This is a genomic window from Armatimonadota bacterium (assembly GCA_016223145.1).
Taxonomy (GTDB): Bacteria; Armatimonadota; Fimbriimonadia; order Fimbriimonadales; family Fimbriimonadaceae; genus Nitrosymbiomonas.
In genome coordinates, this window is sequence record JACRPN010000021.1 from 1 (window position 1) to 23,163 (window position 23,163).

The 23,163-nt window shown below is 61.4% G+C and carries 24 protein-coding genes; 10 read left to right on the forward strand and 14 right to left on the reverse strand.

Annotated features, from left to right (window positions below):
• Positions 1–385 precede the first annotated feature (385 nt).
• Entirely contained in the window at positions 386–787 is a 402-nt protein-coding gene (locus HZC36_15530; protein MBI5708393.1) for a PilZ domain-containing protein, read from the forward strand.
• Here the strand turns inward: HZC36_15530 and HZC36_15535 are convergent.
• The 4 genes from HZC36_15535 to HZC36_15550 all read right to left on the reverse strand — a co-directional run bounded on the left by HZC36_15535 (position 784) and on the right by HZC36_15550 (position 4,875).
• The gene (locus HZC36_15535) at positions 784–2,286 is read right to left on the reverse strand and encodes a sugar ABC transporter ATP-binding protein (protein MBI5708394.1); all 1,503 of its coding nucleotides are present in this window, start codon (positions 2,284–2,286) and stop codon (positions 784–786) included. The genes HZC36_15530 and HZC36_15535 overlap by 4 nt on opposite strands.
• A gap of 139 nt (positions 2,287–2,425) precedes the next feature.
• A complete protein-coding gene (locus HZC36_15540) occupies positions 2,426–2,860 on the reverse strand; it encodes a four helix bundle protein (GenBank protein MBI5708395.1) in 435 nt (144 codons plus the stop codon).
• Between the two features lie 46 nt (positions 2,861–2,906).
• A complete protein-coding gene (locus tag HZC36_15545) occupies positions 2,907–3,911 on the reverse strand; it encodes a substrate-binding domain-containing protein (protein ID MBI5708396.1) in 1,005 nt (334 codons plus the stop codon).
• Positions 3,901–4,875 (reverse strand): ABC transporter permease, encoded by a 975-nt coding sequence (locus HZC36_15550; protein ID MBI5708397.1) that lies wholly within the window; start codon positions 4,873–4,875, stop codon positions 3,901–3,903. Before HZC36_15550 ends, HZC36_15545 begins: the two co-directional genes overlap by 11 nt.
• Before the next feature lie 56 nt (positions 4,876–4,931).
• On the opposite strand from HZC36_15550, the gene HZC36_15555 reads away from it, so the two are divergent.
• Positions 4,932–6,959 carry a DUF2961 domain-containing protein gene (locus tag HZC36_15555; protein MBI5708398.1) on the forward strand — a complete coding sequence of 676 codons (2,028 nt, stop codon included), beginning with the start codon at positions 4,932–4,934 and terminating at the stop codon, positions 6,957–6,959.
• Positions 6,960–7,029: 70 nt separating this feature from the next.
• Here the strand turns inward: HZC36_15555 and erpA are convergent, their stop codons facing one another.
• A complete protein-coding gene (gene erpA, locus HZC36_15560) occupies positions 7,030–7,428 on the reverse strand; it encodes an iron-sulfur cluster insertion protein ErpA (GenBank protein ID MBI5708399.1) in 399 nt (132 codons plus the stop codon).
• 93 nt (positions 7,429–7,521) lie between these two features.
• Here erpA and HZC36_15565 point away from each other — a divergent pair, with 93 nt between their 5' ends.
• A complete protein-coding gene (locus HZC36_15565; protein MBI5708400.1) occupies positions 7,522–8,124 on the forward strand; it encodes a TetR/AcrR family transcriptional regulator in 603 nt (200 codons plus the stop codon).
• A 95-nt stretch (positions 8,125–8,219) separates the two neighbouring features.
• Entirely contained in the window at positions 8,220–8,471 is a 252-nt protein-coding gene (locus tag HZC36_15570; GenBank protein ID MBI5708401.1) for a 4Fe-4S binding protein, read from the forward strand.
• Positions 8,472–8,556: 85 nt separating this feature from the next.
• On the opposite strand, the gene HZC36_15575 is transcribed toward HZC36_15570, so the two are convergent.
• Positions 8,557–9,135, reverse strand: a complete 579-nt coding sequence (locus HZC36_15575) for a PilZ domain-containing protein (protein MBI5708402.1) — start codon at positions 9,133–9,135, stop codon at positions 8,557–8,559.
• 294 nt (positions 9,136–9,429) lie between these two features.
• Here HZC36_15575 and HZC36_15580 point away from each other — a divergent pair, with 294 nt between their 5' ends.
• From HZC36_15580 to HZC36_15590, 3 genes are all read left to right on the forward strand, one after another.
• Complete coding sequence (locus tag HZC36_15580; GenBank protein MBI5708403.1) at positions 9,430–9,957, forward strand: MarR family transcriptional regulator; 528 nt, start codon at positions 9,430–9,432, stop codon at positions 9,955–9,957.
• Positions 9,958–10,814: 857 nt separating this feature from the next.
• Positions 10,815–11,186, forward strand: a complete 372-nt coding sequence (locus tag HZC36_15585; GenBank protein MBI5708404.1) for a hypothetical protein — start codon at positions 10,815–10,817, stop codon at positions 11,184–11,186.
• Positions 11,187–11,195: 9 nt separating this feature from the next.
• Positions 11,196–12,239, forward strand: coding sequence for a hypothetical protein (locus HZC36_15590; GenBank protein MBI5708405.1), 1,044 nt, complete (start codon positions 11,196–11,198; stop codon positions 12,237–12,239).
• Between the two features lie 141 nt (positions 12,240–12,380).
• On the opposite strand, the gene HZC36_15595 is transcribed toward HZC36_15590, so the two are convergent.
• The 8 genes from HZC36_15595 to HZC36_15630 form a co-directional block, all read right to left on the reverse strand.
• The gene (locus tag HZC36_15595) at positions 12,381–13,517 is read right to left on the reverse strand and encodes a rod shape-determining protein RodA (protein MBI5708406.1); all 1,137 of its coding nucleotides are present in this window, start codon (positions 13,515–13,517) and stop codon (positions 12,381–12,383) included.
• Positions 13,514–14,179, reverse strand: coding sequence for a hypothetical protein (locus tag HZC36_15600; GenBank protein ID MBI5708407.1), 666 nt, complete (start codon positions 14,177–14,179; stop codon positions 13,514–13,516). The genes HZC36_15595 and HZC36_15600 overlap by 4 nt, the downstream gene beginning before the upstream one ends.
• The gene (locus HZC36_15605) at positions 14,160–14,768 is read right to left on the reverse strand and encodes a hypothetical protein (GenBank protein ID MBI5708408.1); all 609 of its coding nucleotides are present in this window, start codon (positions 14,766–14,768) and stop codon (positions 14,160–14,162) included. Before HZC36_15605 ends, HZC36_15600 begins: the two co-directional genes overlap by 20 nt.
• Before the next feature lie 18 nt (positions 14,769–14,786).
• The gene (locus HZC36_15610) at positions 14,787–15,539 is read right to left on the reverse strand and encodes a hypothetical protein (protein MBI5708409.1); all 753 of its coding nucleotides are present in this window, start codon (positions 15,537–15,539) and stop codon (positions 14,787–14,789) included.
• 2 nt (positions 15,540–15,541) lie between these two features.
• Positions 15,542–16,291, reverse strand: coding sequence for a hypothetical protein (locus tag HZC36_15615; GenBank protein ID MBI5708410.1), 750 nt, complete (start codon positions 16,289–16,291; stop codon positions 15,542–15,544).
• Entirely contained in the window at positions 16,288–17,418 is a 1,131-nt protein-coding gene (locus HZC36_15620) for a hypothetical protein (protein ID MBI5708411.1), read from the reverse strand. Before HZC36_15620 ends, HZC36_15615 begins: the two co-directional genes overlap by 4 nt.
• 87 nt (positions 17,419–17,505) lie before the next feature.
• Positions 17,506–19,200, reverse strand: a complete 1,695-nt coding sequence (locus HZC36_15625; GenBank protein MBI5708412.1) for a hypothetical protein — start codon at positions 19,198–19,200, stop codon at positions 17,506–17,508.
• Positions 19,172–19,921 (reverse strand): ABC transporter ATP-binding protein, encoded by a 750-nt coding sequence (locus tag HZC36_15630; GenBank protein ID MBI5708413.1) that lies wholly within the window; start codon positions 19,919–19,921, stop codon positions 19,172–19,174. Before HZC36_15630 ends, HZC36_15625 begins: the two co-directional genes overlap by 29 nt.
• A gap of 162 nt (positions 19,922–20,083) precedes the next feature.
• Between HZC36_15630 and HZC36_15635 the strand changes: the two genes are divergently transcribed.
• From HZC36_15635 to HZC36_15645, 3 genes are read left to right on the forward strand one after another with little or no spacing between them, the layout of a single operon-like run.
• Positions 20,084–21,031, forward strand: coding sequence for a MoxR family ATPase (locus HZC36_15635; GenBank protein ID MBI5708414.1), 948 nt, complete (start codon positions 20,084–20,086; stop codon positions 21,029–21,031).
• Positions 21,028–22,050, forward strand: coding sequence for a glycosyltransferase family 4 protein (locus HZC36_15640; GenBank protein ID MBI5708415.1), 1,023 nt, complete (start codon positions 21,028–21,030; stop codon positions 22,048–22,050). The genes HZC36_15635 and HZC36_15640 overlap by 4 nt, the downstream gene beginning before the upstream one ends.
• Positions 22,050–22,907, forward strand: coding sequence for a peptidylprolyl isomerase (locus HZC36_15645; GenBank protein ID MBI5708416.1), 858 nt, complete (start codon positions 22,050–22,052; stop codon positions 22,905–22,907). Before HZC36_15640 ends, HZC36_15645 begins: the two co-directional genes overlap by 1 nt.
• The last annotated feature ends 256 nt before the right edge of the window (positions 22,908–23,163 follow it).

The window sequence follows — 23,163 nt, forward strand, 5'->3', positions numbered from 1 at the left end:
AGCCGATCTGAAGCCGCCAATAGGGAACGAGAGATCAAGTCCTGGAAGAGCCGTGGAGCGATTGAAGCGCTCCTGGACCAGGGTTAGGGCGTCCCGATAATCGGGAAGGTCACAAGTTCGAATCTCGTTGGGCCCACCAGGTTTTGTGGCACGGCCGGTTGTGGCGCGACCGGGCCGGCCGTGCCACAGGCGTCTCGCCTGTGTCTCCCCGCCACCCGCCTGCAATCGCCACAAAGGCAAGACCCACCCAAACTCCCGCCGTCCGTTGGCCTCCCCACTCCTGGTTCCTGTCACTCAGAGTGAGCTTTTGCACCAATCAGCCGATAAAGAGAAGGGAGAGGTGCGCCTGGAACCTTCAGGCACACATCATCCTGAGGATCAATCGATGAGCTTCAACACGGGTAGCGACGGGCGACGATTCGAGCGCTTCGACATTCTGGACTACGCGATGCTGTCCAGCAAGAACCACAAGGAACCGTTCCGCACGGTGATCGTGGACATCGGACTCGGTGGATTGCAGCTCAAGTCCAAGGACCAGCTTCCCGTGGGCGAGGTCTGCTCCATTCAGATCGCGCGAGAAGAAGCCGATCCTCTGTGCACCACCGGCGAAGTGCGCTATTCCAGGCAAGCTGAGGACAAAGGGCTCTATTCGAGCGGGTTCAAATTTCTTCCTTCGAACCACGTCGAGCGTGCTGCGATCGCCGAATACGTCCACTCCGTGTTCATGCGCAACGAAGAGGCCGACATCGATTGGCATGGCGTGCGCGAGGCAAAAGAAGCCTTCTAGGCGACGGCTGTTTGGGCGTGGCCCATGGCCGCTTGCATCACCCTTTCCTGGTCCGCCTCCGAAGCGTCCATCTCTGTGACGATCGCGCCATCGCGCATGACCAGGATGCGGTCCGACATGCCGAGCACCTCTGGCAAGTCGCTGCTGATCATCAAGACCGCCACCCCCTGCTGCGCCAGCTCCCTTAACAATCGGTAAATCTCCGCTTTGGCGCCCACGTCGATCCCGCGCGTAGGCTCATCGAAGACCAGAACGCTGCACTCTCGCCACAGCCACCTCGCCACGAGCACTTTCTGCTGGTTGCCGCCAGACAGGTGGGCTACGTCCTGCTCCAGGCCTGCCATCCTGACGTCGAGCTTCTTGGTGAGCTCCTTGGCTTTTGCGGTTTCTTCCCCGCGCTTCACGAAGCCCATGCGGCTGAGCAGCTCCAGACTTGCCAGCGAGGCGTTTTCGCGCACTGTGAGCTGAAGCACCAACCCCTGGCGCTTACGGTCCTCGGCAAGCAAGCCCAGTCCACTCCGAATGCTCTTGCGTGGGTTCAAAGCGCCTTGGTTGCGCCCCTGAATGCGGATCTCTCCGGAGGTGATGCGCTCAGCGCCCAATGCCGCCCTGGCAATCGCGCTGCGGCCTGAGCCCACGAGGCCCGCAAGTCCCAATATCTCGCCGCGCCGCGCTTGAAAGCTCACGTGCCGAAGCTTGGGACTGCACACGTCCACGAACTCCAACGCGGGCTCCCCAAGCTGCCCCTCCATCCGGGCTGGATATTGCTCGGTGATCTCGCGGCCCACCATCAGCTTGATGATTTCTTGAGCGTTCGTGGCCGGCGTATCAAGCGTGGCCACCCACTTCCCGTCGCGCAGCACGGTGATCCGATCGGATAGCTCGAAAACCTCCTCGAGCCGGTGGCTGACGTAGAGTACCGACCGGCCGCTGTCACGGAGTCGCTTGACGAGCGCGTAGAGCCCGGCAAGCTCATGTTCGGTCAAGGTGGCACTCGGCTCATCCATGATCAGGAGCTGAGCGTTCTGAGAAACCGCTTTGGCGATCTCGACCATTTGCATTTGGGCCACGCTGAGCGAAACGATCCGCTCGTCCGGGTCGAGGTTCAGATCAAGCTCCTTGAGGACTTCTCGGGCGCGAGTCCGCATCGCACGGAAGTCCACGAACCCCATCTTTGAGGGTTCGCGGCCGAGGAAGATGTTCTCCATCACGCTGAGCTCGGGCACGAGGCTGAACTCTTGGTAAATGGTCGCGATCCCAAGCGCCTGAGACCGCAGCGGCGAACCGATGGCGACCACTTCACCTTTCCAGCGGATCTCGCCCGAATCGGGGTGGTGAGCGCCGGAAAGCACCTTGATCAAGGTGGACTTTCCAGCGCCATTCTCGCCAACCAAGGCGTGGACCTCTCCCACGCGAACGTCCAGGCTGACATCGTCCAGAGCCTGAACGCCCGTAAAGGCCTTGCGGAGGGAGGAGAGGGTGAGGAGGGGGGTGGGCATGGCGGTCAATGGGCAACGCCTCCGGCTTTCGGGCGAGGGGCGAAGGGCGAAGAGCGAAGTACCCGTGGGCTGGGCAGTGGTCTCATAGGAGAAGGGCACGAACTGGATAAGCCTGTTCGCTTGACCGCTTTGATGCCAGTCAATTGAAGCCTCCAGCGTTGCTGTAGCCTGCACCAGGCTCTCGAACGATGTTGAGCTCCATCCCGCTAATGTAAGCCTGAAGCAACCGTCTGCATTTCTCAACTTCTGCAAGCAGCGGAGCGAGAGCGTCGACCTCCCTAAGCTCCACGTCTCGGGCAATCAGGAGCAGGGTCCTGAGCTCATAAAGCGAGCCGCGCGCTACTCTGGCGAACTGCAGATTCGCTGCACCGCGACCTCTGCCCCAACCTTCGGCAATGTTCGATGGCACCGAGACAGCAGCCCTTTGAATCTGGGAGGCCATCCCATATCTCTCGGCCGGCGGAAGGCCTGAGGCAAGAACGTACGCCTGACTGGCAACCCTCATTGCACATTTCCAGACCTCAAGGTTCTCGAAGCCGCAGGAATCAGAATCACTGCTCAAGCCTAACCTCACTCTTCGCTCCTCGCCCTTCGCCCTTCGCCCTTCGCTTCTCCCCGAGTTACTTCGCCTCCACCCTGAACAGGTTCGGATTGTCCGCAAGATACTTATCGGCCGTTTCCTTGGTCACCAGCGTCGTGGGAAGGATAATCTTCTTGTCCTTCGGCGCGTTGCCCTTCAGAATCTCTGCTGCGATCTCGATGCCCTTTTCGCCTGGAGTCGGATACTTGAAGGTCGCCGCCATCTTGCCCTCGCGGATGTAGTCGAGCACCTCGGCCTGGCAGCCGTCCACGCCGACGATCATCTTGCCCTTGATCCCTTTGGCTTCCAGGGCTAGGTAGGCGCCGATCGCCATCTCGTCGTTGTGGGCATAAACGGCATCAAAGGTCTTGCCGGACTGAAGGAAGGTCTCCATATAGGCTCGCGCTTTCTGGCGCTGATAGTCGGCGTTGTCTCCAACGATGATGTTGATCCCGGGGAATTTGGCCTTCATGACCTCGAGAAATCCATCGCGTCGATGCTCGGTGGGCTTGGCACCGGCTTTGCCCTGGACCATCAGAATCGTCCCCTTGCCTCCCATGGTCTTGCCCATGTACTCGCCCACCTGGCGGCCGATTTCGGTATTGTCGCCACCGACGTAGCAGGTGAACTTCTCACTCTCGATGTCTCGGTCGAGCACGATGACCGATATCCCCTTGTCGAACGCCTTCTCGCACACCTGCGTGACCGAGGTGTCGGCTGCGCTCACGAGAAGGACCTTGGGGTTCTTGACCAAGAACGTCTCGATCTCGTCGATCTGCTTGTTGGGGTCGTCCTGGGCGTCCTGCTGCTCATAAGAGAATTCCGAGGCGTGCTTGTCCGCCTCAGCTTTGATGTTCGCATCAAAGACCTGCCGCCACGGGTCTTGGCTGTTCGCCTGGGCAAACACCACCAGCGGCTTCGCGCCGCCCGCAGCCGCACCGCCCTTGGCCGCCGTACCCTCGTCCGTGCTGCCGCCACCGCTGCAACCCGCTATCAGCATGCCCGCCAGGCACGCAACCAATCCCATCGACTTGCTAAACCGCATCGCTTTTCCTCCGTCCTAAGTTTTGCATGTAAACCGCGATCAGGATGATGATCCCCTTGAATCCATCGCCAACAAGCTTATCAATGCTCATCAGCGTCATCAGGACCCCCACCGAAACGATGAAAAGCGCCCCGCCAAAGGTTCCCAGCACGCTTCCATAGCCACCGATCAGCGAGCACCCGCCCACCACGGCGCCGGCGATCGCATCGAGCTCATAGCCGATGCCGGCGCTGAACTGGCCCATCTGGATCTTCGACGAGAACAGCACGGCCGACAAAGCCACGCACATCCCGTTGATGGCGTATGCGCCAATTCGCGTCTGGTTCACCGGCACCCCCGAAAGGCGCGACGCCAGCGCATTGCCGCCAACCGCATAGACCTGCCTGCCGAATCTCGTGCGCGCCAAAACCACCCAGGCAAGACCCGTGCACAGCAGCAGCACAATTGCCGACACGGGCAGGCCGGCCACGTCTCCCTGAAGCGGTTCGAGGAGCTTCTTGTGCTCCGGTTCCCTGATGTATATGAACGTCCTGTTCGAGTACACGAACGCCACACCGCGAAGGGAGACCATCGCCCCGAGCGTGACGACAAACGGCTGAAGCCCGGACCAAGAGACGATGCCGCCCGTGAGCGCCCCTATGGCCGTCCCCAGGAACACAACGTAGGCAACGGTCATCCACAGCGGCGTCCCCGAAGCGCACCAGCTTGCCGTCACGCAGTTCAACAGCGCGAAAAGCGACCCCACGCTCAAATCGATGCCGCCGGTGAGGATGACGAAAGTCATTCCAAGCGCCAAAGTCCCTGGGATCGCCAACTGGTTCAGGACGTTTGCCAGGTTGCCGGGCGCAAAAAACAGCGGTTGCTGCCAGTAGGCAACCCCCAGCAGCAACACCAATCCGACGAGGCTTTGGTATCGTTGAATCCAGAGGAGCCAGGCGCTTTGGCCCGATCGCGGTTGAGCCATTCGGAATCAACCGTTCGAGGCGAGGGCGCGAGGGTCCTTCCCAATGGAGGGTGAAGGTGAAGAAGTTCTTGGCGCTTGCGCTGGTTTTGGGTTCGGTGGTCCTGGGCGCCACCTCGATGGGGCAGACCATCTCTGTGAAAAGCCTCCTACGCGATATGACCGACCTTTCCAGGCTCGCGCAAAGGTCCAAACCCGCTTACAGCGAGGCTCAAGCCAGCAGCTATGACCGCGCCGCCAAGAGCCCAACGGAAAACTGGTTTGCCAATGGCGACAACGGCAAGTACATCCGCACCGAGGTGCGCAACGGCAGGTCCGAGCACGTGATGGCGGACCTAAGAGGACCGGGGGTCGTGACGCGATTCTGGTCCGCCAATCCCAGCGGAGTTGTGCGTTACTACTTCGACGGCGAGGCCGAGCCCCGCTTTTCGGCCGACATGTCGCAGCTCCTGCAAGGCAAACACCCCCTCTTTCCCGATCCCTTTTCCTACAACGCCAGCAACGGCTGCAACCTCTACTTCCCATTCCCCTATGCCAAGAGCCTCAAGATCACGCTCGACGAATCGGCCGGGGACCGCTATCGGGGCGTGTACTACCAGATCGGCTATCGAACCTACGGAGAGGGCGTAAAGGTCGAGACCTGGACGGAAGCCCAGGTGAAAGCGGCGGGCGACGACATGAAGGCGCAAGCTGCGGCGATGCTGGACCCCGCCAAGCGGCCCACTGTCCGGCGGCCCTCCGGCACGCTGAAGGCCACCCAGACACTCCAGCCCTTCCAAACGGCAAGCGTCTCGGCGACTGGCTCTGGGGCCATCCAGGAGCTTCGGATTCGCGCGAAGGTGGTGGGCGCCCCGGCGAACCTCGAGGAGCTGCCCTGGGAGAACCCAAACCACGAGCACAACGCCCTTCGCCGGGCGAGGCTGACCGCCGAATTCGATGGCGTGAAAGGCGTGGACGTGCCTCTTTGCGACTTCTTCGGTTCGACACCCGGGCTAACGCCGTACAAGTCCTTCCCGCTCGAAATGCGCGCTGACGGTTGGATGGTCTGCCGGTTCGTGATGCCCTACGGCAAGTCGGTCCGCATCGGCGTGACGAACGGCAGCCCCGTGCCGCTTGCCGTCGAAATTGAAGCCGACAAGATTTCTTTTCCGGTGAGCGACGGCACCTACCGGTTCCGCGCGCAATGGACCGCCGACAGGCTCTTTTCACGCCCCATGAAGGACATGAGCTACCTCGACACCACGGGCGAGGGGCGGTGGATTGGCTCGATGCTCCACATCGCGAACCCTGTCCCGGCCTGGTGGGGCGAGGGCGACGAGAAGATCTATGTGGACGGCGAGAAGTTCCCCAGCACCTTTGGCACCGGCACCGAGGACTACTACGGTTACGCTTGGAGCAGCCCGACCCTGTTCCAGCGGCCCTACCACGCTCAGCCCCGCTGCGATGGGCCGGGAACCCAGGGCCACGACTGCGTCATGCGCTGGCACATCCTCGACGACATCCCCTACACCAAGTCGTTCAAGTTCGACATGGAGCTTTGGCACTGGGCCGAGGTGAGCGTGAGCTTCGACCGAGTGGCGGTGTGGTACGCCCTGCCCGGGGGCCCAGCGATCCGGGAAGTCAATGGCAGACTGGTCGCACCGGTGGAGATCGAAAAACCCAAGCCGGTGAAGGGCGCGATCGAGGGCGAAACGCTCAAGGTTCTCGGGATGTCGGGTGGCGAGCGCGAAATTCAGGAGTTCGGTGACCTCTCTTCCGGCAAGCAACTCTGGTGGCGCGACATGCAGCCTGGCCAGACTCTACGGCTCGCCCTGAACGTGAAGGAGGCGGGAACCTATGAGGTCGCAGGCAACTTCTGTTTGGCGACGGATTACGGCATCCACACGATCAAAATCGGTGGGCAGGCGCTGGGCGGCCCGGTCGACTTCTTCTCGACGGGCCTGAAGTGGGAGAAGAAAGCCCTGGGGACGGTGACACTGCCGGCGGGTGAGGTGATCGTCGAGGTGGAGTGCAAGGGCCACCGTGAGGGCGCGGCGCCGCGCAACATGTTCGGGCTGGATTACCTGCTGCTGACGAAGAAGGGGTAGCGCGAATTAGCACGCTGTTTCGTCACGATCCGTGACGAAACAGCGTGCTAAAAGATGCGCGGGACGGGCCTCAGTTCGAGCCGCAGCCACAGCTGCCGCAACCGCACCCGCCGCCCTGCGCGGGGGCAGAGTCTTCGGTCTGGAACGAGTTGCCGCAGCCGCAGGAGCTGGTGGCGTTCGGGTTCTCGATCTTGAAGCCGCCACCCAGGTTGTCATCCACAAAATCGACCGAGCTGCCTTCCATGTACTGAAGGCTGAGATCGTCGACGAAGATCTTGATGCCGTCCTGTTCGAAGACCTTGTCGCCTTCCTCGGGCTGGCCGTCATCCAGCGCCAAACCGTATTGCAGGCCGGAGCAGCCGCCACCGGCTACCCAAACGCGCAGGGCAGCCTCGGACTTCTCCTGGCTCGCCATGAGGTCCTTCAATTCCTTCGAAGCTCTTTCGGATAGTGTGATCGCCAACTTGATTTCCTCTCCGGACTGCCAGCGCGACGCGCAGTAATCCTTACTTAGTTATACGGTTAATTCTGGCATAAGCGCGAGCCCGTGCCAAATTCTCCCGTGGACATGCTGAAAATCCGGTATGTTCAGGTGGTGGGCGAGGCTCAACACGAAGCGAGCGGCAGGGACAAACTCCTAGGAGCGGCCGCTGACCTCTTCTCGCGGTCAGGCTATGAAGAGACCGGGGTGGCGACGATTCTGCAGCTTGCCGGCGTTAAGGCGCCTACTCTGTATTACCACTTTGGCGACAAAGAAGGCTTGTACCTCGCCTGGCTTCAGGGGGCGCTCAGCGAGTTGGGGCGTTCGCTCACAGAGTGCGGAGAGAAGTACGCCGACGTTGACATGCGCCTTCAGGCGGCCTGCCAGGTGATCGCCGGCGCTCAAGGCTGCGACCTGTTCCAAGTTGTGCGCGACATCCCCAAGCTCTCATCCGGAGAGCGGCGCGAAGCGGCCATGGCCGCCTACCTCGAAAACGTTCACGAGCCCGTTTGCGCGGCCATGCTCGCCGGCATGGAGCAGGGGCGGATTGCGCAGGACGTCCCAGGCCGATTGGCGGGGTTGTTCGTGCTTGGGGCGCTCGCCCAGCGGGCGGGGCTGCCGGGTGCTTCGTTCGGGACCCTTGAGACGTGGTGGCCCTCAAGGTTTCTCAAGAGCGTGGGTTGAGTCGTCGCCTTCTCGACGCTCTTCAGGTTCTGTTGACGGGTCTGCAAGTGCCCGAATCCGCTGAGTAGAATAGACGGATTCTGAGGTGATCGGCCTTGCCTTATGTTGTGACGGAACCCTGCATCGGCGTAAAAGACAAGTCCTGTATGGCCGTGTGCCCGGTCGACTGCATTTACGAAGCCGACGACATGGTGTACATCCACCCGGACGAGTGCATTGACTGCGGCCTTTGTGAGCCCGAGTGCCCGGTTACGGCGATTTTTGTAGATACCGACGTGCCGCCCAACTGGCGAGACTATATCGAGAAGAACAAGGCTGAGGCCGCGCGCATCAGCGCCGGCGGTTAGGACAGCCTCTGTAGCACAGGCGTCTCGCCTGTGTTTAGCCACCATTCGCTTGAGGTCGCCGCAAAGCCAAGAGACCGAGAGTCTCCTACGCCGCGAACTCGCTCAGCAGCCGACTCCATTTCGCTTGCTCCAGCCTCTTCAGATCAGAGATGAGCAACCCTATCCGAAACTTGCCTTCCTGCTTCTTGTCGGCTCGGCAATACCGCACCTCTGCTGTCGCCGTTACTGACAGTCCCTTGAACACGATCGTCAGTGTGATGGACTCGCCACGCTCGAAGGCAACCGGCGAAGCGATACCGATGCCGTGACGCGATGCGTCCACAACCGCGACATCGAAACTTTCAGACTCCCGCTCAACCGTGGCCACGATGCCATCGGCCCGGACGCGCGCGTCCTCGGTCGCCGCCAGATACCGGATCGGCGGGACGACCCTCATCCGAATCTGGCTGCCCGAGACCAGGGTCACACAGGAATTGAAGTGCGCCGACAAAGACGGCCCCGCCACCTGGACGTAGAGTTCCTGCCCTGGAACCACGTCGGTCGGCTCATCGGACTCCAGATAGAGCTCCAGACCCAACACGCCCTGCAGCCAGGCGTTGAAGAGCTTGGCGTCGGAAAGGCGTTGCATCCGCGCACGGCCACGAACGTAGGCTTGCAGGCTCAATAGGACTCCGGAGGCGCAGGAGCGCCTACCCGACATTTTCGGCGAGATGGGCGGGGTTCATTAGCAGGGGGAAGAGGGGAGAGGTCTGGGGTTTGGGGTTTGGGGTTTGGGGTCTGGGGTTCGGGGCCCGGAACCTCCACCCCCTTACCCCCTCCCCCTATCCCGATCATCGGGACAAGGGGAGGGGGAACCCTTCCACCTCGCCCATCGCCCTTCGCCCTTCGCTCCTTCGCCCCAATGCCCAAGTGCCCTAATGCCCCATTGCGTCCCCATTTGTGCAAAAATTCAGAAATCATGGCAACTGACGCGCTTTCGGCGGCCCAGGAGCAGTTCATCCTCGAATGGGGCCGCATGAGCTCGATGTGGGGCATCAACCGCACGATGGCGCAGATCCACGCCCTGCTCTTCATCACCGGCGACGCGCTCTCGGCCGACGAGATCATCGAGCGCCTGCAGATCAGCCGGGGCAACGCCAGCATGAACCTGCGCGACCTCATTGATTGGGGCATTGTGCGGCGCTTTCGCAAGCCTGGCGAGCGGCGCGATACCTATGTGAGCGATAGCGACCCGGCGCAGATGTTCGTGCGTGTGGTGCGCGAGCGAAAGCGGCGCGAACTCGACCCCACCGCCGCCGCAATCCGCGAGGTGCTGGCCAAGCTGCCGGACTCCTTCGAGTCCGAGGACGCGACGATCTTCCGCGAGCGCCTGCAGGGACTTCTGGAAATCTTTGATGTGATCGACGCCGTCTACCGCCAAGTTCTACTTTCAGACGCGGCGTTCTTCGACGCGATGAAGATGTTCAAAAGCGGTAGCAAGGTGTAGGATCAATAGGGCTGATTTGTCAATCTTTGTTTTTTTTTGTAGATTGAATCTCGACACAGTCCCCTACAATTGCGGTGATGAGGAATCACGGAGTGTTCTTCGGTGTGGTGGCGCTACTCGCTCTTGGCACCTTGCGCGCTAGCCCAAGGACCTGGAGGTGGAGGAGGAGGAGGGGGCACTGGCGTTGCCTGTAGCGTTACGCCCGGAATCCAGGGATATTCGGCCCCGATGTACTTCAGTGGCACGAACTGCCGCGCCATCTGCTCGGCGACGCCGCTCTCTGGTGACCTGAGCCGGGTGACGATAACGGTGTCTGCAGGCACTGTTACGAAGACGGCGCTAGACTTGCAGCCGGGCCCTCCGGATGGAATGGGGATATGGACACCGTTGATGTTCGACTCGACCGGGTTCCCGGATGGCCTAGTCGGAACCGTGAAGGTTGAAGCTTGGACAACGGCAGGAGGCCATGGATCTGCAACCATGCAAGCGTGGATCAAGAACAGCTTTCTGTTCGTGGAGCACCCGGATCCGGAAATCCCAGGCACTCCCTATTATGTGGGATACGGAATGCTCACCAGCAGTTGGGGAAAAGACCTAATGGGCGGAACTTGGAGCCCTGCTGCATTCTGTGGAGCGCTGGCTGGCAAGAGCGCGGTCTATGAGGACGGACACGGGAACGTCGATCAGTTCCAAGCTGGCGCTACGGTGCCGGATCCCCCAAATGATCCGGATGTAACCAACGTCTATCCCTTTGGCGATAAACACCACTTCACTCGCCCGTTGACCTATACAGGCAGGCCCAGATGGGGTCGGGTTTCCCGCCATTCAACTCAACGGGCAACCCTGCAATTGGCTTCGTGTACCTCGAAGCTTGCCATTCAGGATACACGAACAACTTCATCAGGTTCTGCATTCCCTATCTGAACGCCTACGGGAAATGGCTGGAAGACCAAGCTGTGATGGCATACAACACTGACGTCTACTTAAGTGAGTACGGGGCGAAGGCTTTGGTCTTGTTCACAAAGCTGGTGCTTGACAGCAGCACGGTCTACATGGCGCGGCAAGCACTGGTATCCGAAGGGACATTCCACGCAGGTCCAGACTACCATCCATTAGCGACAGACGATCTGGCAATCTACGGCGATTCGTACGCAAGATTATCAGGCGTCTACTCCAAGACGCACGAGATTACGCCAGGCTGGTTCAGGCTCTCCTGGCCACCCCTTTAGGTGAGTCCAATGAGAATCGCGCTTGTCTGCTTGGGGCTCTTGCTTTCGGCCCTCTCGCTAGGTCAATTAACTGAGCATGCCGCTCTTGCGAAAGCGATAGCGTTTGCTCAGAAGATCGATCCGCTGACAACGGCCACGGAAGCGGCTAGCTTCCGAGCCCAAAAAGTAGGCCGCTCCCAGCCCTCGCCCATGCGTGAGCGCTGGATGATTGTCGGAAAGTTCCAGATACTTGGTGTAGACGGATCAACTGGCGATATTGTGAGTTACGGCAACGGTAAACGATATGGAGCGGCTCATGGCTCCGACTCCTTTCGTGCGCCCACCAGGGGCAAGGCCTTCTACCACGATGAATCTGACCTTATTGCGAAAGCGTCAGCTAAGCTCGAAGCAATAGGGTGGGCTCATGGACCTGACGTGATCAAGGAGCATCCCTTCCCCACACCTGATGAGAATGGCGAATTGGGCCATGCGATCATATATGTTCGCTTCTACGAACGTCCCAACGGGTATAGGCTTGAAGGCGGAGCAAATTTCTGTGTCATTGGTCTGGATTCTCTCTCCGGCGACATTATCGAACTGGACCGGGCATTAGGTTACACATTTGGCCCGACCACCAGTACGATCGATTCGACCACTGCGCTAGAGGCGGCGAGCGCCAAGATTGAATTAGGTGAAGCTCCTGATGTGTGGGGGCCAATCTATCGTCAACTGAGCGAACGCGCTGACCTGTCCACGCGTGGCCGAGACCTTTGCAGGAGGCAGGTTGTGCCCCTTTGCTTCGTCGTCAGGGGCACAAAGCAGGACGCCTATATAGCGGCAGACAATGGGGAGGTTCTCGAAACCCATTCCAATTTGACCGGTAGCGGTGCGACGTCCAACAAGGTTGCCGGCAAAACGCCGTTCGCGGAATCGACTCCTCTTCCTTTGAGCGAGAAAAGTGCGCTCAAGTCACGTGCAGGAGGCGACATCTTGCAGCAGCCTGAGATTTGGGTAGCTGTCTTCGCCGCCCTGTTCCTGGCTTGGCTTGCCCTCTTCTTCAGACAGAAAACTTGACTCCAGTCGCATAGTTGTGCAGTTAGCAGTCCATATATCTGCCGACTTCATGCGCGATCAACACAGGGGCAAAAGTGGCGAATCATCTGTTCGATGGCTCGATAGCAGGAATAGAATCTCTATTCTGCTGCTTCGTGCCGGTCAAAATAGCACCGGCTTCTCCCGGCTCCTGATGTTCAACAGCAGGCCCACGCTTGCCAGGCACAGCCAGATCGCCGTGCCGCCGAAGCTCATGAACGGCAGCCAAAGGCCCACCACGGGGAGCAGCTCCAGGTTCATGCCGATATTCGCGACCGTGTGGAACGCCAGATAGGAAAACACACCCGCCGCGAGCATCTGGTGGAAACGGTCCTGCGAGCGATACAAGATGAGCCAGATCCGGTAGAAAAAGAACCCGAACGCCGCCAGCACCAGCGTGCAGCCCACCAGGCCGCCCTCCTCGCCGATGACCGTAAAGATGAAGTCGGTCTGCTGCTCCGGGACGAACCCGGCGTTCTTCTGCTCACCCTTCATGTAGCCCACGCCCGTCAGATTCCCGGCTGCAAAGGCGCTCTGCGCCCTCAGCGCGTGGAAGCGGCTGCCTTTGGGGTCGCCCCCACCGAGAAGCGCAATGATGCGCTCCTTCTGGTAGTCCTTGAGCACCCCCGGCACCACGAACGCGAGCCCAATGATCGCCGCCGCGCCGAGCACCGTGCCCAGCAGGTAGCGCACCTTCACCCCTGCGCACAGCGAAACCCCGGCCCAGGCCACCAGCATGGCCAGGCTCGCACCCAAGTGCGGCTGCTTGAAGATGAACGCGATGGGCACCAGCACGTGCACCAGCGACAACACGAACGTCGAGAGGCTCCTGAGCTGCGCCGGTTCTCGACTGGCGAAGAAGGTCGCCAGGGTGATCACAGTGAGCAGCTTCGACATCTCGCTGGGTTGGAACTCCAGCGGCCCGAGATTGAGCCAGCGCTGTGCACCGCCCTTGGTCGAACCGACGATCAGAACCAGGCCCAGAAACGTTAGGTTCACAACGTACAGCACCGAGGCGTAGCGCTGGAGCGCCTTGGGGCTGACCAGGTAGAGAGCAAGAAACGGCACGATTCCAATGGCCAAACGGATGACTTGGTTAAGGAAATAGCGCCCGCCGCTGGCGCCCGCATCGATGCTGTAGAGCGACATCAGGCCCACCAGCAGCAATACCAAGGAAGCCAGAACGAGCCACCAGTCGATATGCTGTGCCTGTTGGGTCCGAGCCTCCATCAGGGGGCCGCTGGAGGTCGCTGCGCTCATTTCCCCGCTTTCACCGGTGCGCCCTCGACGGGCTTGGGCGCCGGGGACCGGGAGGAAGAGAGCCCGAACTCGCGCTTCAGCACCCCGTAACCTGGCGCAACCCAGAAGTTGAGCGTCCTTTTGGCCGCGCGAGCCCGCGGATCGCCGATCTCGAGGGTGACGCTGACCTGAACTGCCTCCAGGGGATAGCCCTCTAGGCCCAGGGGCGCGTTCGCCGCCGTGATCACGGCCTCAGCGGGGATGCTCGCCGAACTCAGCACAATTTGGCCCGTCCAACTCCATTGGTCCCCCAGATTCATGGGGAACTTCAGCAGCGGCAAGATCGGCTCATAGGTCTCTCCGGCCGCTTCGACAAGGTTGAACGAGGTAGGTGTCGTGGAATAGGTCTCGGTCTCGATGACCTCCCGGTGGGCAATCAACTCCAATTGCAGCTTCGCACCGTCGCGGTTGGCCCTGACAGTCACTTCGAGGGGCTCACCGCCGGCAAGCTGAAGCAGGGCTGCCGAAGGAGGAGGCGTGTCCACGCCCAGGTCCTTGGGCGAGACAAACTTGGCCCTGGGCTCGGGCTCGATGTGGATCCGGCCACAAGCGCACAGGCAAAGGCCCGCCAAGGCGGCAAGGCCCGCGAAAGCGATGGGACGACTATCGAGATGCTCTTTCAAAGCGCAGGAGCCTCGTCACGGTTTCCTTGTTTTGGCCGTTGTAGCTGACCGTTTGCTTCATCTCGACCCAGCCGATGCCCTCGGCATAGGTCGTCACCTGCTTGATGCGCAGTCGGATGCCTTCGCCTTGGTCCAGGTCCGCATTGAGCACCATTTCGTAACACTTTCGGTCGCTATCGAAGAGCTTCTTGACCCCTTTCGGCGTGGTTTTGGCTTCGTAGCTGATGCCCAGGCCCTCCTTGCCGCCATCGGTGACGCCGCTGAAGGTCCAAGCGCTCGGCGTATCGGCGATCTTCAGCACGGGATGCGGCACGGGGAGCGGGGATAGAGGCTTGTTTCCTATCAGATAGACCGTGTCGCCCTCGATACGGAAATAGCGCGTTTCGAGCGTGTTGCCCCCGACCGTCGTGCGGACGGGCGTGACCTTCTTCCCTCCCACTTCGACCGGCTCAAGAACCTCGTCGATCACTTCGGAAGGAGCCCCTTGCTCCTTGTAGTACCACTTTGTGCCCGGCTGCAGAGGGAAGTAATCCTCCACCCGCACAACGGGCATGGTCCACACGGCAACGGCGGCGAGCAATGCAGTCATCTTGGGCACTCCACAAGGCTATTGGGCGATCTCGACGTTCATCGTCTTCTTTGGATCGCCCCCTACACCCTTGACGGTGAACTTGACCTGTCCAGTTCCCTTGACGTACCACCCGCTGACTGTCGACTTCGCTGACTGGCTCTCACTTTTGGCGGACATCACGCCGTCCACCCTCAAGGCCTCATAGTCCTTTCCGCCCACCTTGACCTTCTCGATGCCAACCACCTTGAAGGTCGCGTCTATCTTGACGGGCTTGCCGTCGGCCCCGTCCAGCGTGACGGAAGAGGACCACCTCTTGCCCGGCTCGACGGGAGATGGCAATTCGAGAACGGGCTTTTCCAAGGTCTTTCCGGCCATTTTGGTGGCCCAGATGCCGTCTTTCTTCAGGACCATTTCCTGGTCGCCCTTGATCAGGAGCGCTCCGCCGAACTCGACGGAATAGGTGGCATCCTTCTCACCAACACTGATCAGTCGCAAGGTCTGAGAGCCCTCGGTTTGAGTCGGGTCTACCGGGTTTTCAACTTTGAACTTAACCGCGCCGGAGTTTTCCAATCCATAGTATTCATAGGCGTCGTTCTTCAGCGCATCGGGCAGCGTCAGGGTGCTTGATCCCGATGGGTCCTGAGCCTTTGGCGCATTAGCGTCCGGCTTCTGGGCTTCGGCGGATTTCGGTTCGCCCGCGGGTGGGTCCTTCTTGTCGCCGTTACATCCTGCAGCCGCGAACAGCAGCGCGAGGAGGAGGGCAGAGAGCGGTCGCAACGATCTTAACATCCCTATTTCTCCACGAAACTCTTGAGTACGAGAACCTGCAGGAGCCGAATCTGGCCGGCGATGATCTCTTGTCGGAACCGGGCAATCCCCACCTTCGGAACCCAGTAGGTCGTCGAAACGGTGCGGCCCTCTAAGGGTTTGCCGCTATCATCCGAGGTCTTGAACTTGCCTCCCGACTCGACCGGTATGGCTGAAAACGGCCCCATATCGGTGTCGATCTCCTGGGCCTCGGTGACGGTGTTCTGGAACTCCTGTGCGCCGCCCCGTCCCACCGGGCTAACGCCCGTACCCTTCCAGGAAAACGTCCTGTTGGAGTCTATGGGGAAGAGTATCGCCGGCTGAGGAGGCGAAAACGGAACCGAATTCTGGCCGGCAGTGATCTGGTAGATGCCCTTGGCCGTAACCTGCCACTCCTGGGACTGGGCAACCTTGCCTTCGCGATCGATCGTGTCGAGCGTGGCCTTCACACCGCCTGGAATCGGCGTGGCCGATGCCACGCGCAGCGTCACCTCGCCGGAGCCGGTTGTTTCGCGCCCGTCGGCCACACGCCTTGTCTCAACCTTGTAGGTCCATTGGGTACCCACCTTCAGCGGGAAGAGCGTGGCTTCTTCCCCGGGCTTGACGCTGGCGGGAGTCACCGGCTTGGGCGGCGCTGAAGCTTGGCTCGAAGATCCAGTCCCCTCTTTGGGACGGCATCCGGCCGCTGCAAGCGCCAATACAGCCACCGTTCCAATCACGACAACCTTGTTCATCGGTTTCCTTCTCCGTTCGACGAAGACTTGATCGCCTTGGCGACCTGGTTTACGATCTCTTCGTCCTCCATTTGCGTTATTGTAACCTGACCTCCAGAAAGCTCATGCTCGATGGCGGGCGCGGCGACGGCGACGCCGTTCCAAACCAGCAGCAGCTGCGTGCCAACCTTGCCCCGGCTGTACTTCCAGAGCCTGTTCCTTCCGTCGCCCTTCAGGTCGATATTGAGGTTGAAGAGCGGCTTTCCGGAGTCGTTCACCGCCTTGGTGACCTGCGACTCGCCCATCAAGCTGTCATTCACGATCACTTCGACGCTGTTCAATATCCGCTCGGGAGCCTCGGCGTACCCCGAGCGCCTGCCGGCCGCGTATCGCCCCTTAAGCGACGACGCGATGTCCTCGGGCCTCTCCTCGCCGTTCAGAATTCTCTGGGCCTCCTCACGGTAGTAGCCCAGGACCATCTCGCGGGTCTGGGTTTTCTCCTCGTAGTGCTTGTGCACCAACTGGGTGAACCTCGGCTGATAGGGCTCGCGAAGCCGGGCGACAAGCTTCTTTCCGGCGGCCTTGCCCTTCTCGTTCAGGGCGATTTCGACGGGCATGTCGATAAGGATCCCGGCTTCGAGCGCATTCGGGTTGACCACGCTGAGAGGGGTGCCATCGAGCTTCACGTTCAAATCCGTTTCCAGCTTGGTCTGCAGGGCCTTGTCGCCCGCCATCGCCCTTTCGAGGTCCTCCATTGTCCAGACCACAGCCACGGGGGAGAAGTCCTCCTCCTTGATGTCGTTGAGTTTCATCACGAACGCGGAAAGCGCCTTCAGGTCACCTGAAAGCGAGCCCAGCAGTTCCCGGATCGGCACGCGCTTCTTTGTCCCGTCCTCAGAGTTCTCCTCGCGTTGCTCTGGAGCCGCAAATTGGCCGGAGGAGCCCATGACCAGTTGCGCCACTCGGTTGGCGACCACGATGTGATAGCCGGCGCGCGTGTCCACGCCAAGCAGGTTCACGGTGCCGGGAGCGATCGGCGGGTATTCCTTCCTCAGGGAGATGTTCGCGTAGAGGTCCTTTCCGTAGTAGACGGCCCCGACCACGATGAGGAACCCAACGAGAATCTTGACGGGTGCGCGGACTTTCATGGGAATTGGCTCCGCCCAATCCTAACAACCATCGGGCGGCGAAAGTTCGGAAGACGGCGACGTTTGGGAATTGTACCGGCGAAGCGCTCATTCGCTGGGGTTGAAGTTGGCGTATTGCCTTCCGGCGAGCATCACCACCACCCATCCGATGCCGGAGGCGATGGCGGCCGCCACGAGAGCGCCAACGTAAGGCGGTACGCGCAGCACCAACAAGCCCATGAAGGTGAGGACCGGCGGAAACGCCAGCACCGCCAGCGCCAACATCTGCATGAGGCCGCGGAACTGCCGCTGGGTCTGGTCATCCATGTCGGGAAACAGGATGATCACAAAAAACACGATGGCGCTCATCAAAATGGCCATGGGCGGCACCAAGATGACGGCGGCCAGCGCTTCGGGCCACATGCCGGGACGCAGCGCTACGGTCAGCGCCGAGGCCACAAGGCACACAGCGATGCCAAGGGAGGACTTGGAGGCGACTTCAAACAGAACCGTGACGGTGGGCCGGAATGGCAAGGGCTTTTGCAGGTCCACTCGGCGCAGCAGTTCCAGGTAGCCGGCGTTGGCAAGAGACATCGTCGCCATCAAGAGCGCGAAGCCCTGCATGACGAGGAACATCGCGCCGGGAGAGAGCGATTCGTCCTTGTCGGGGAAGAGCAGCGGGCCCAGGGTCATGAACAGGCCCACGCCAAAGAGCAGAGCAAGCATGCTCATCATCCCGCGAAACTGGAGCAGGAGGTCCTTCCACAGCAGCGCCCAGGGGCCGCGGGTCTGCCAATCGGCGAGCCAGCGGAACCGCCGCGTTTTGCGCTTGCCCTGCTTGGCCATCTCGGCCGAAGCGCCCATGATGTCGCCTTCGCGCTGGGCTTTCTTCAGCCCAATGCCGCTCGTCGCTTTGAGGGCCGATTCCTCATAGAGCCAGGGCGCTTGTCGAAACGCCAGGAAAAGCGCGCCTCCGAGCAGCCCGAGCAAGCCGGCGACCCCGATGAGGCCCTCGGCAAGACTCCCTTCGAGCGGCGCCATCGCCATGCGCGACGCCAGCGTGGCGGGCAGGAACACCACTCGCAGCAGAGGCTCCGACGCGATGGCGAGCACGCCGCGCGCATTGTGTGCCTGGGAGAGCCGCCACGCGATGTAGGCCGCTGTACCGACCACGATAGCCCCCACTGCCCAAGACACGAGCCGTTTGAGCCGATCGCCGGCTTCCGTCCCTTTGTTCAGCGTCAGGCTCACCGCGTAGTTGATCGCGACCCAGCTCATCGCCATCAGGATCCAACCGCCAAACGAGGTCCGGAGCACCAGCGGGGCGTACTCCTTGTTGGGCACGTTGCGGAAGAACGCCTCCCAACCGGCCTTGGCAGGCACAAAACCGAACAGCAGAAAAAAGAAGGGCACGATCAGGGTGAGCAGATAGTCCCGAATCATGCGAAAGGCCAGCACGACTCTTGGTGAAAGCGGCGTGGGGAACAGAACGTCGACGTCCGCGGGCTTGAAGCCGCCCTGCTGCGAGAAAACACCCATCGTCATGAAGAGCGAGAGGCCTGCAAACACCGTGAAGGCGAGCGCATCCAGAACCTGGAGGGGTGGGAATTCGAGCGGCCCGGCCGCCATCGGATACCGCATCGCCCGCTCCAGCTTGCCCGAGCCGGTCAGCGCCGGGCGCATGAACATCATGAAGTAGTAGCCGATGAAGAACAGCAGCCCGATGAGGCGCGTCGGCGACCCGAGCGCGCGCTTGATCCCGTTAAGGAACGACCTATAGGTCAAAAACAGGAGCGGTTTCATCGCGTTCTTCGGTCAATCGCAGGAACACCTCTTCGAGGGTCGCGCCAGCGTCTGTACCCGTGGCGCGGAGCTCCTGGAGGGTGCCCTGCGCCAGCATGCGGCCGCGCGCGACAATCATCACGCGGTCGCACAGCCGCTCGGCGGTATCCAGCAGGTGTGTGGAAACCAGAATGCAGCATCCCGCGGCCTTGGCGCGCTGGATCTCCAGCTTGAATTCAGCCACTCCCGCCGGATCGATGCCGATCACGGGCTCATCGAACAGGAGCACGTTGGCGTCCCGGATGAACGCGCATGCGATTGCAAGCTTCTGCCGCATGCCCTTCGAGAGGGTCGCGACCAGTTCGTTCTTCTTTTCTGAGAGGTCATAGCGCTCCAGCAGCCGGTCGGCGCGGTCGCGGTAGTGGTCCATCTGGTTGAAGCACATGGCGATGAAGCGCAGGTGCTCGTCCACGGTGAGCAGGTCGTAGAGCGAGGGCATCTCGGGAACGAAAGCGAGCCCCTGTTTGGCCCTTGCCTGGTCCATTTCAAGGTCGAATCCGTTGATCCGAATCGCGCCGGCCGTGGGCCTGAGGATGCCGGCAACGCACCGTAGGGCCGTGGTCTTGCCCGCTCCATTCGGCCCGAGCAGGCCCACGATCTCGCCCGGGCGGATTTCAAAAGAGAGCCCATCCACCGCGCGCGTCCTGCGGTACTGCTTGACAAGGTCGAACACTTCGAGCATGGGCCGGATCAGGTTGTACCCGGAAGGCCGGCCGGGTCCCAGGGCCGGTTGGGGGGATGAACGAGGATGAAGGAGGATGCGGCAGGTTGAGGAAGGGGAGTCCGCTCATTCCTTGCGGCCCGAGCCCCATCTGGTAACCTGCCTTAGCCCGGTGGGGACACCATGACCGTAGCTTCCGTTACTGCAACCCTCAAGTCTGAAATCGCCAAGGCCATCGTGGGGCAAGATGCCGCCGTCGACCGCGCCATCGTCGCCCTGCTAGCCGGTGGACACGTACTCCTGGAAGGCGTGCCAGGCATCGCAAAAACCCTGCTCGTCCGCACCCTGGCTCGGGCCGTGGACCTGCCCTACGGCCGCATCCAGTTCACGCCCGACCTCATGCCCAGCGACCTCATCGGCACCAACGTCTTTGACCCCAAAGCCGGGGAGTTCCGCCTTCGCAAGGGACCCATCTTTGCTGCGGTCCTCCTGGCCGACGAGATCAACCGTACGCCTCCCAAAACCCAGGCGGCGCTCCTGGAAGCGATGGAGGAGCGGCGCGTTACCATCGACGGCGAAGCGTTCCCGCTCCCGCAGCCTTTCGTCGTCTTCGCAACCCAAAACCCCATCGAATTCGAGGGAACCTACCCCCTCCCCGAAGCCCAGCAAGACCGGTTTCTGCTCAAGATCGTGCTTTCCTATCCGGAAGCTGAGACAGAAGTGGGCGTTCTTCGCCGGCACCACGCCGGCTTCCAGCCTCAGCACCTGGAGCAAGCCGGCGTCCAGCCCGTGCTGAACCTCGAGCAGCTCTCGGCTCTACAGGAACAAGTCCGAAAAGTCGCCGTCGAGGACAAGGTGTTCGACTACATCTATCAGATCGTGAGTGCGACCCGGAACTCCGCCAACATCCTCTATGGCGCCTCGCCGCGGGCCGGCATCGCCTTGCTCAACACCTCGAAGGCCCTGGCCGCCATGCGCGACCGAGAGTTCGTCATCCCGGACGACGTCAAGGAGCTCGCGCTCGCCGTCTTGAGGCACCGCGTGCTCTTGCGGCCCGAAGCGGAAATTGAGGGCTTGACCGTGGACAGCGTGCTTCAGAGCCTGATCGGAGCACAAATCGTTCCAAGATGAAGGTCGCACTGCTTCACCGACAGCCGTTCGGAGGCATCGCCACCTACGTCTCGCTCCTCGCGGCCGAACTCGCCAAGCACGACATTCAGGCCACGATTATCGAGGCGAGCATCCGCATTCCGGCCGAGACGGGCCTCCGAGTGGACAAAGGCGTCAGCGCCTGGCTGAAAGAGGCCGTGGGCGAGGCCGACCTGGTTCACGCATTTGGCTATCGCCCCGCTTGGGCATGCGGCGAGGCGTTCGGCTTCGACGAGGCCTGGGTCTACACCGCCTTCGACATCCCGAAAACCACCCACCCCCAACTGATCGACCGGCTCAACAGGTCGCAGTGCGGGACCTGCGCTTCCAACGCCATCTGGCGCTCCCTGGACAACTCCTTTGCGATGGACCTTTCGATCGTGTATCCAGGCGTCGTCACAGACCGCGAGACCGCGCTCACCAAGCAAGAGGCGCGGGCGCAGCTCGGCATCCCCGAATCGGCCCTTCTGGTTGGGGGAATGGGCCGTTGGGAGGTGGGCTGCGGCCTCCGCGAGCTGATCGATTCGATGGTGCATGTTCAAGCGGCCCATCCGGAGGCAAGGCTGGCGATCGCCGGGCAGGGCCCCGAGGAAGGGGAGCTCAGGCACCGCATCGAGGGCCTTGCCGACCCCGAACGGGTGCATCTACTGGGCCACGTGCCGGACGCAACGACCTTTCTTTCCGCCCTCGACCTCTTCGTCGCGCCGAAAGCCCGCGCGGGCACGAGCATGGGCGTTCTGGAGGCGATGGCGGAGGGCGTGCCCGTGCTCGTTCGCGGGGTCGATGGGCTACCGGAGCTCATCATCGAGGATGTCTCGGGGTTCGTCTTCGATAGCGACGAGGCCTTGGGAGCACGTATCACCGAGCTGCTGTCGATGGAAATGACACTTGAGACCGTCGGCAGAGCGGGCAGACTCAGGGCCCTCGAGCGATTCACGATCGAACAGAGCGCGCAGAGCATCGTCGAAATGTATCGAACGGTGACACAGGACCTTCTCTGATGGCGAACTTCCTTTTTGCCCTTGTCGCGGCCACCTGCCTTCAGGGCGCGGCCCAAGACGTCCCCAAGAGCTATCTGCCCGCAAAGCCCGCCCCGAACAAGGTGCTGGCCAAGGTGAACGGCGCGCCCATCACCTTTGCGGAGGCTGAGCGGCTCGCCGGCGACTGGAGGGCTTGGGAGGTTGTGCAGGACCTAATCGCCTACAAGATGCTTAATGGCGAGGCCAAGAAGCTGGGGGTTTCGGCAACGGCCGCCGAGGTCGAGGCGGAGCTCCAGAAACAGCTCGCCAACTACAGCAAGAACCTTCGCCAGGGCCAGACTTTGAACCAGGTACTGCGTGAATCGGGGTTTCCCCGTTCCCGATTGTGGCTGCGGGTGAAGAGCCAGATCCTGCTCGACAAGATCGTGCTGCGCGAGTTCAACGCGGCCGAGTTTGTGGACGTCTCGACGATCATGATCCCCGCCAAAAGCGAGCAGCTTTCTGACCTTCAAGAGGCGATCGAGGGGGCGAAGAAAGCCAGCCAGGACCTGGCGGCCGGAGTGAGCTGGGATACGGTGCTCAAGCGGTTCCAGACCGACCCTGAGGTATTGAAGACGCATGGGCACCTGGGTTGGCGCAGGCTCGCCGTCTTCCCCGAATCCATCCGAAAGGACCTTATGTCGCTTAAGGAAGGTGGAGCCACTAAGCCCGCCCAGACTAGCAACGGCATCCAGATCTTTCGCGTGGACCGGTGGGGGAAGGACGCCAAGGGCGAGGTCCTGAAGCAGCTTAGGGAAGAGCACGTGAACGCCTCGAGGCAGCCCGCGCTGGAGCGCATCCGCAAATCCGCCAAGATCGAGGAGTTTTGGGGGAAGTAGGAGGGCGCGGGGTTTAGGGTTCAGGGCGCGGGGTGCAGGGTTCAGGGTGTGAGGCGACGGTCTGGAACCACCTCGCCCCACAGGGGAGAGGTCAGTGAGCAACGCGAACTGGGTGAGGGGGCCGGAGAACTGAAGTCCGGGGTCTGGAACCACCTCGCCCCACAGGGGAGAGGTCAGTGAGCAACGCGAACTGGGTGAGGGGGCACTCCTCGTGCCTCCGCAGCTCTTTGCCTAAGGTCACTCCTACGCCGGCACG

Excerpts from the sequence above, each read along its gene's own strand:
- HZC36_15530 (MBI5708393.1), top strand. The coding sequence starts at position 386 with ATGAGCTTCAACACGGGTAGCGACGGGCGACGATTCGAGCGCTTCGAC.
- HZC36_15535 (MBI5708394.1), bottom strand. The coding sequence starts at position 2,286 with ATGCCCACCCCCCTCCTCACCCTCTCCTCCCTCCGCAAGGCCTTTACG.
- HZC36_15545 (MBI5708396.1), bottom strand. The coding sequence starts at position 3,911 with ATGCGGTTTAGCAAGTCGATGGGATTGGTTGCGTGCCTGGCGGGCATG.
- HZC36_15550 (MBI5708397.1), bottom strand. The coding sequence starts at position 4,875 with ATGGCTCAACCGCGATCGGGCCAAAGCGCCTGGCTCCTCTGGATTCAA.
- HZC36_15580 (MBI5708403.1), top strand. The coding sequence starts at position 9,430 with ATGGCAACTGACGCGCTTTCGGCGGCCCAGGAGCAGTTCATCCTCGAA.
- HZC36_15590 (MBI5708405.1), top strand. The coding sequence starts at position 11,196 with ATGAGAATCGCGCTTGTCTGCTTGGGGCTCTTGCTTTCGGCCCTCTCG.
- HZC36_15595 (MBI5708406.1), bottom strand. The coding sequence starts at position 13,517 with ATGAGCGCAGCGACCTCCAGCGGCCCCCTGATGGAGGCTCGGACCCAA.
- HZC36_15605 (MBI5708408.1), bottom strand. The coding sequence starts at position 14,768 with ATGACTGCATTGCTCGCCGCCGTTGCCGTGTGGACCATGCCCGTTGTG.
- HZC36_15610 (MBI5708409.1), bottom strand. The coding sequence starts at position 15,539 with ATGTTAAGATCGTTGCGACCGCTCTCTGCCCTCCTCCTCGCGCTGCTG.
- HZC36_15615 (MBI5708410.1), bottom strand. The coding sequence starts at position 16,291 with ATGAACAAGGTTGTCGTGATTGGAACGGTGGCTGTATTGGCGCTTGCA.
- HZC36_15620 (MBI5708411.1), bottom strand. The coding sequence starts at position 17,418 with ATGAAAGTCCGCGCACCCGTCAAGATTCTCGTTGGGTTCCTCATCGTG.
- HZC36_15625 (MBI5708412.1), bottom strand. The coding sequence starts at position 19,200 with ATGAAACCGCTCCTGTTTTTGACCTATAGGTCGTTCCTTAACGGGATC.
- HZC36_15630 (MBI5708413.1), bottom strand. The coding sequence starts at position 19,921 with ATGCTCGAAGTGTTCGACCTTGTCAAGCAGTACCGCAGGACGCGCGCG.
- HZC36_15635 (MBI5708414.1), top strand. The coding sequence starts at position 20,084 with ATGACCGTAGCTTCCGTTACTGCAACCCTCAAGTCTGAAATCGCCAAG.
- HZC36_15640 (MBI5708415.1), top strand. The coding sequence starts at position 21,028 with ATGAAGGTCGCACTGCTTCACCGACAGCCGTTCGGAGGCATCGCCACC.
- HZC36_15645 (MBI5708416.1), top strand. The coding sequence starts at position 22,050 with ATGGCGAACTTCCTTTTTGCCCTTGTCGCGGCCACCTGCCTTCAGGGC.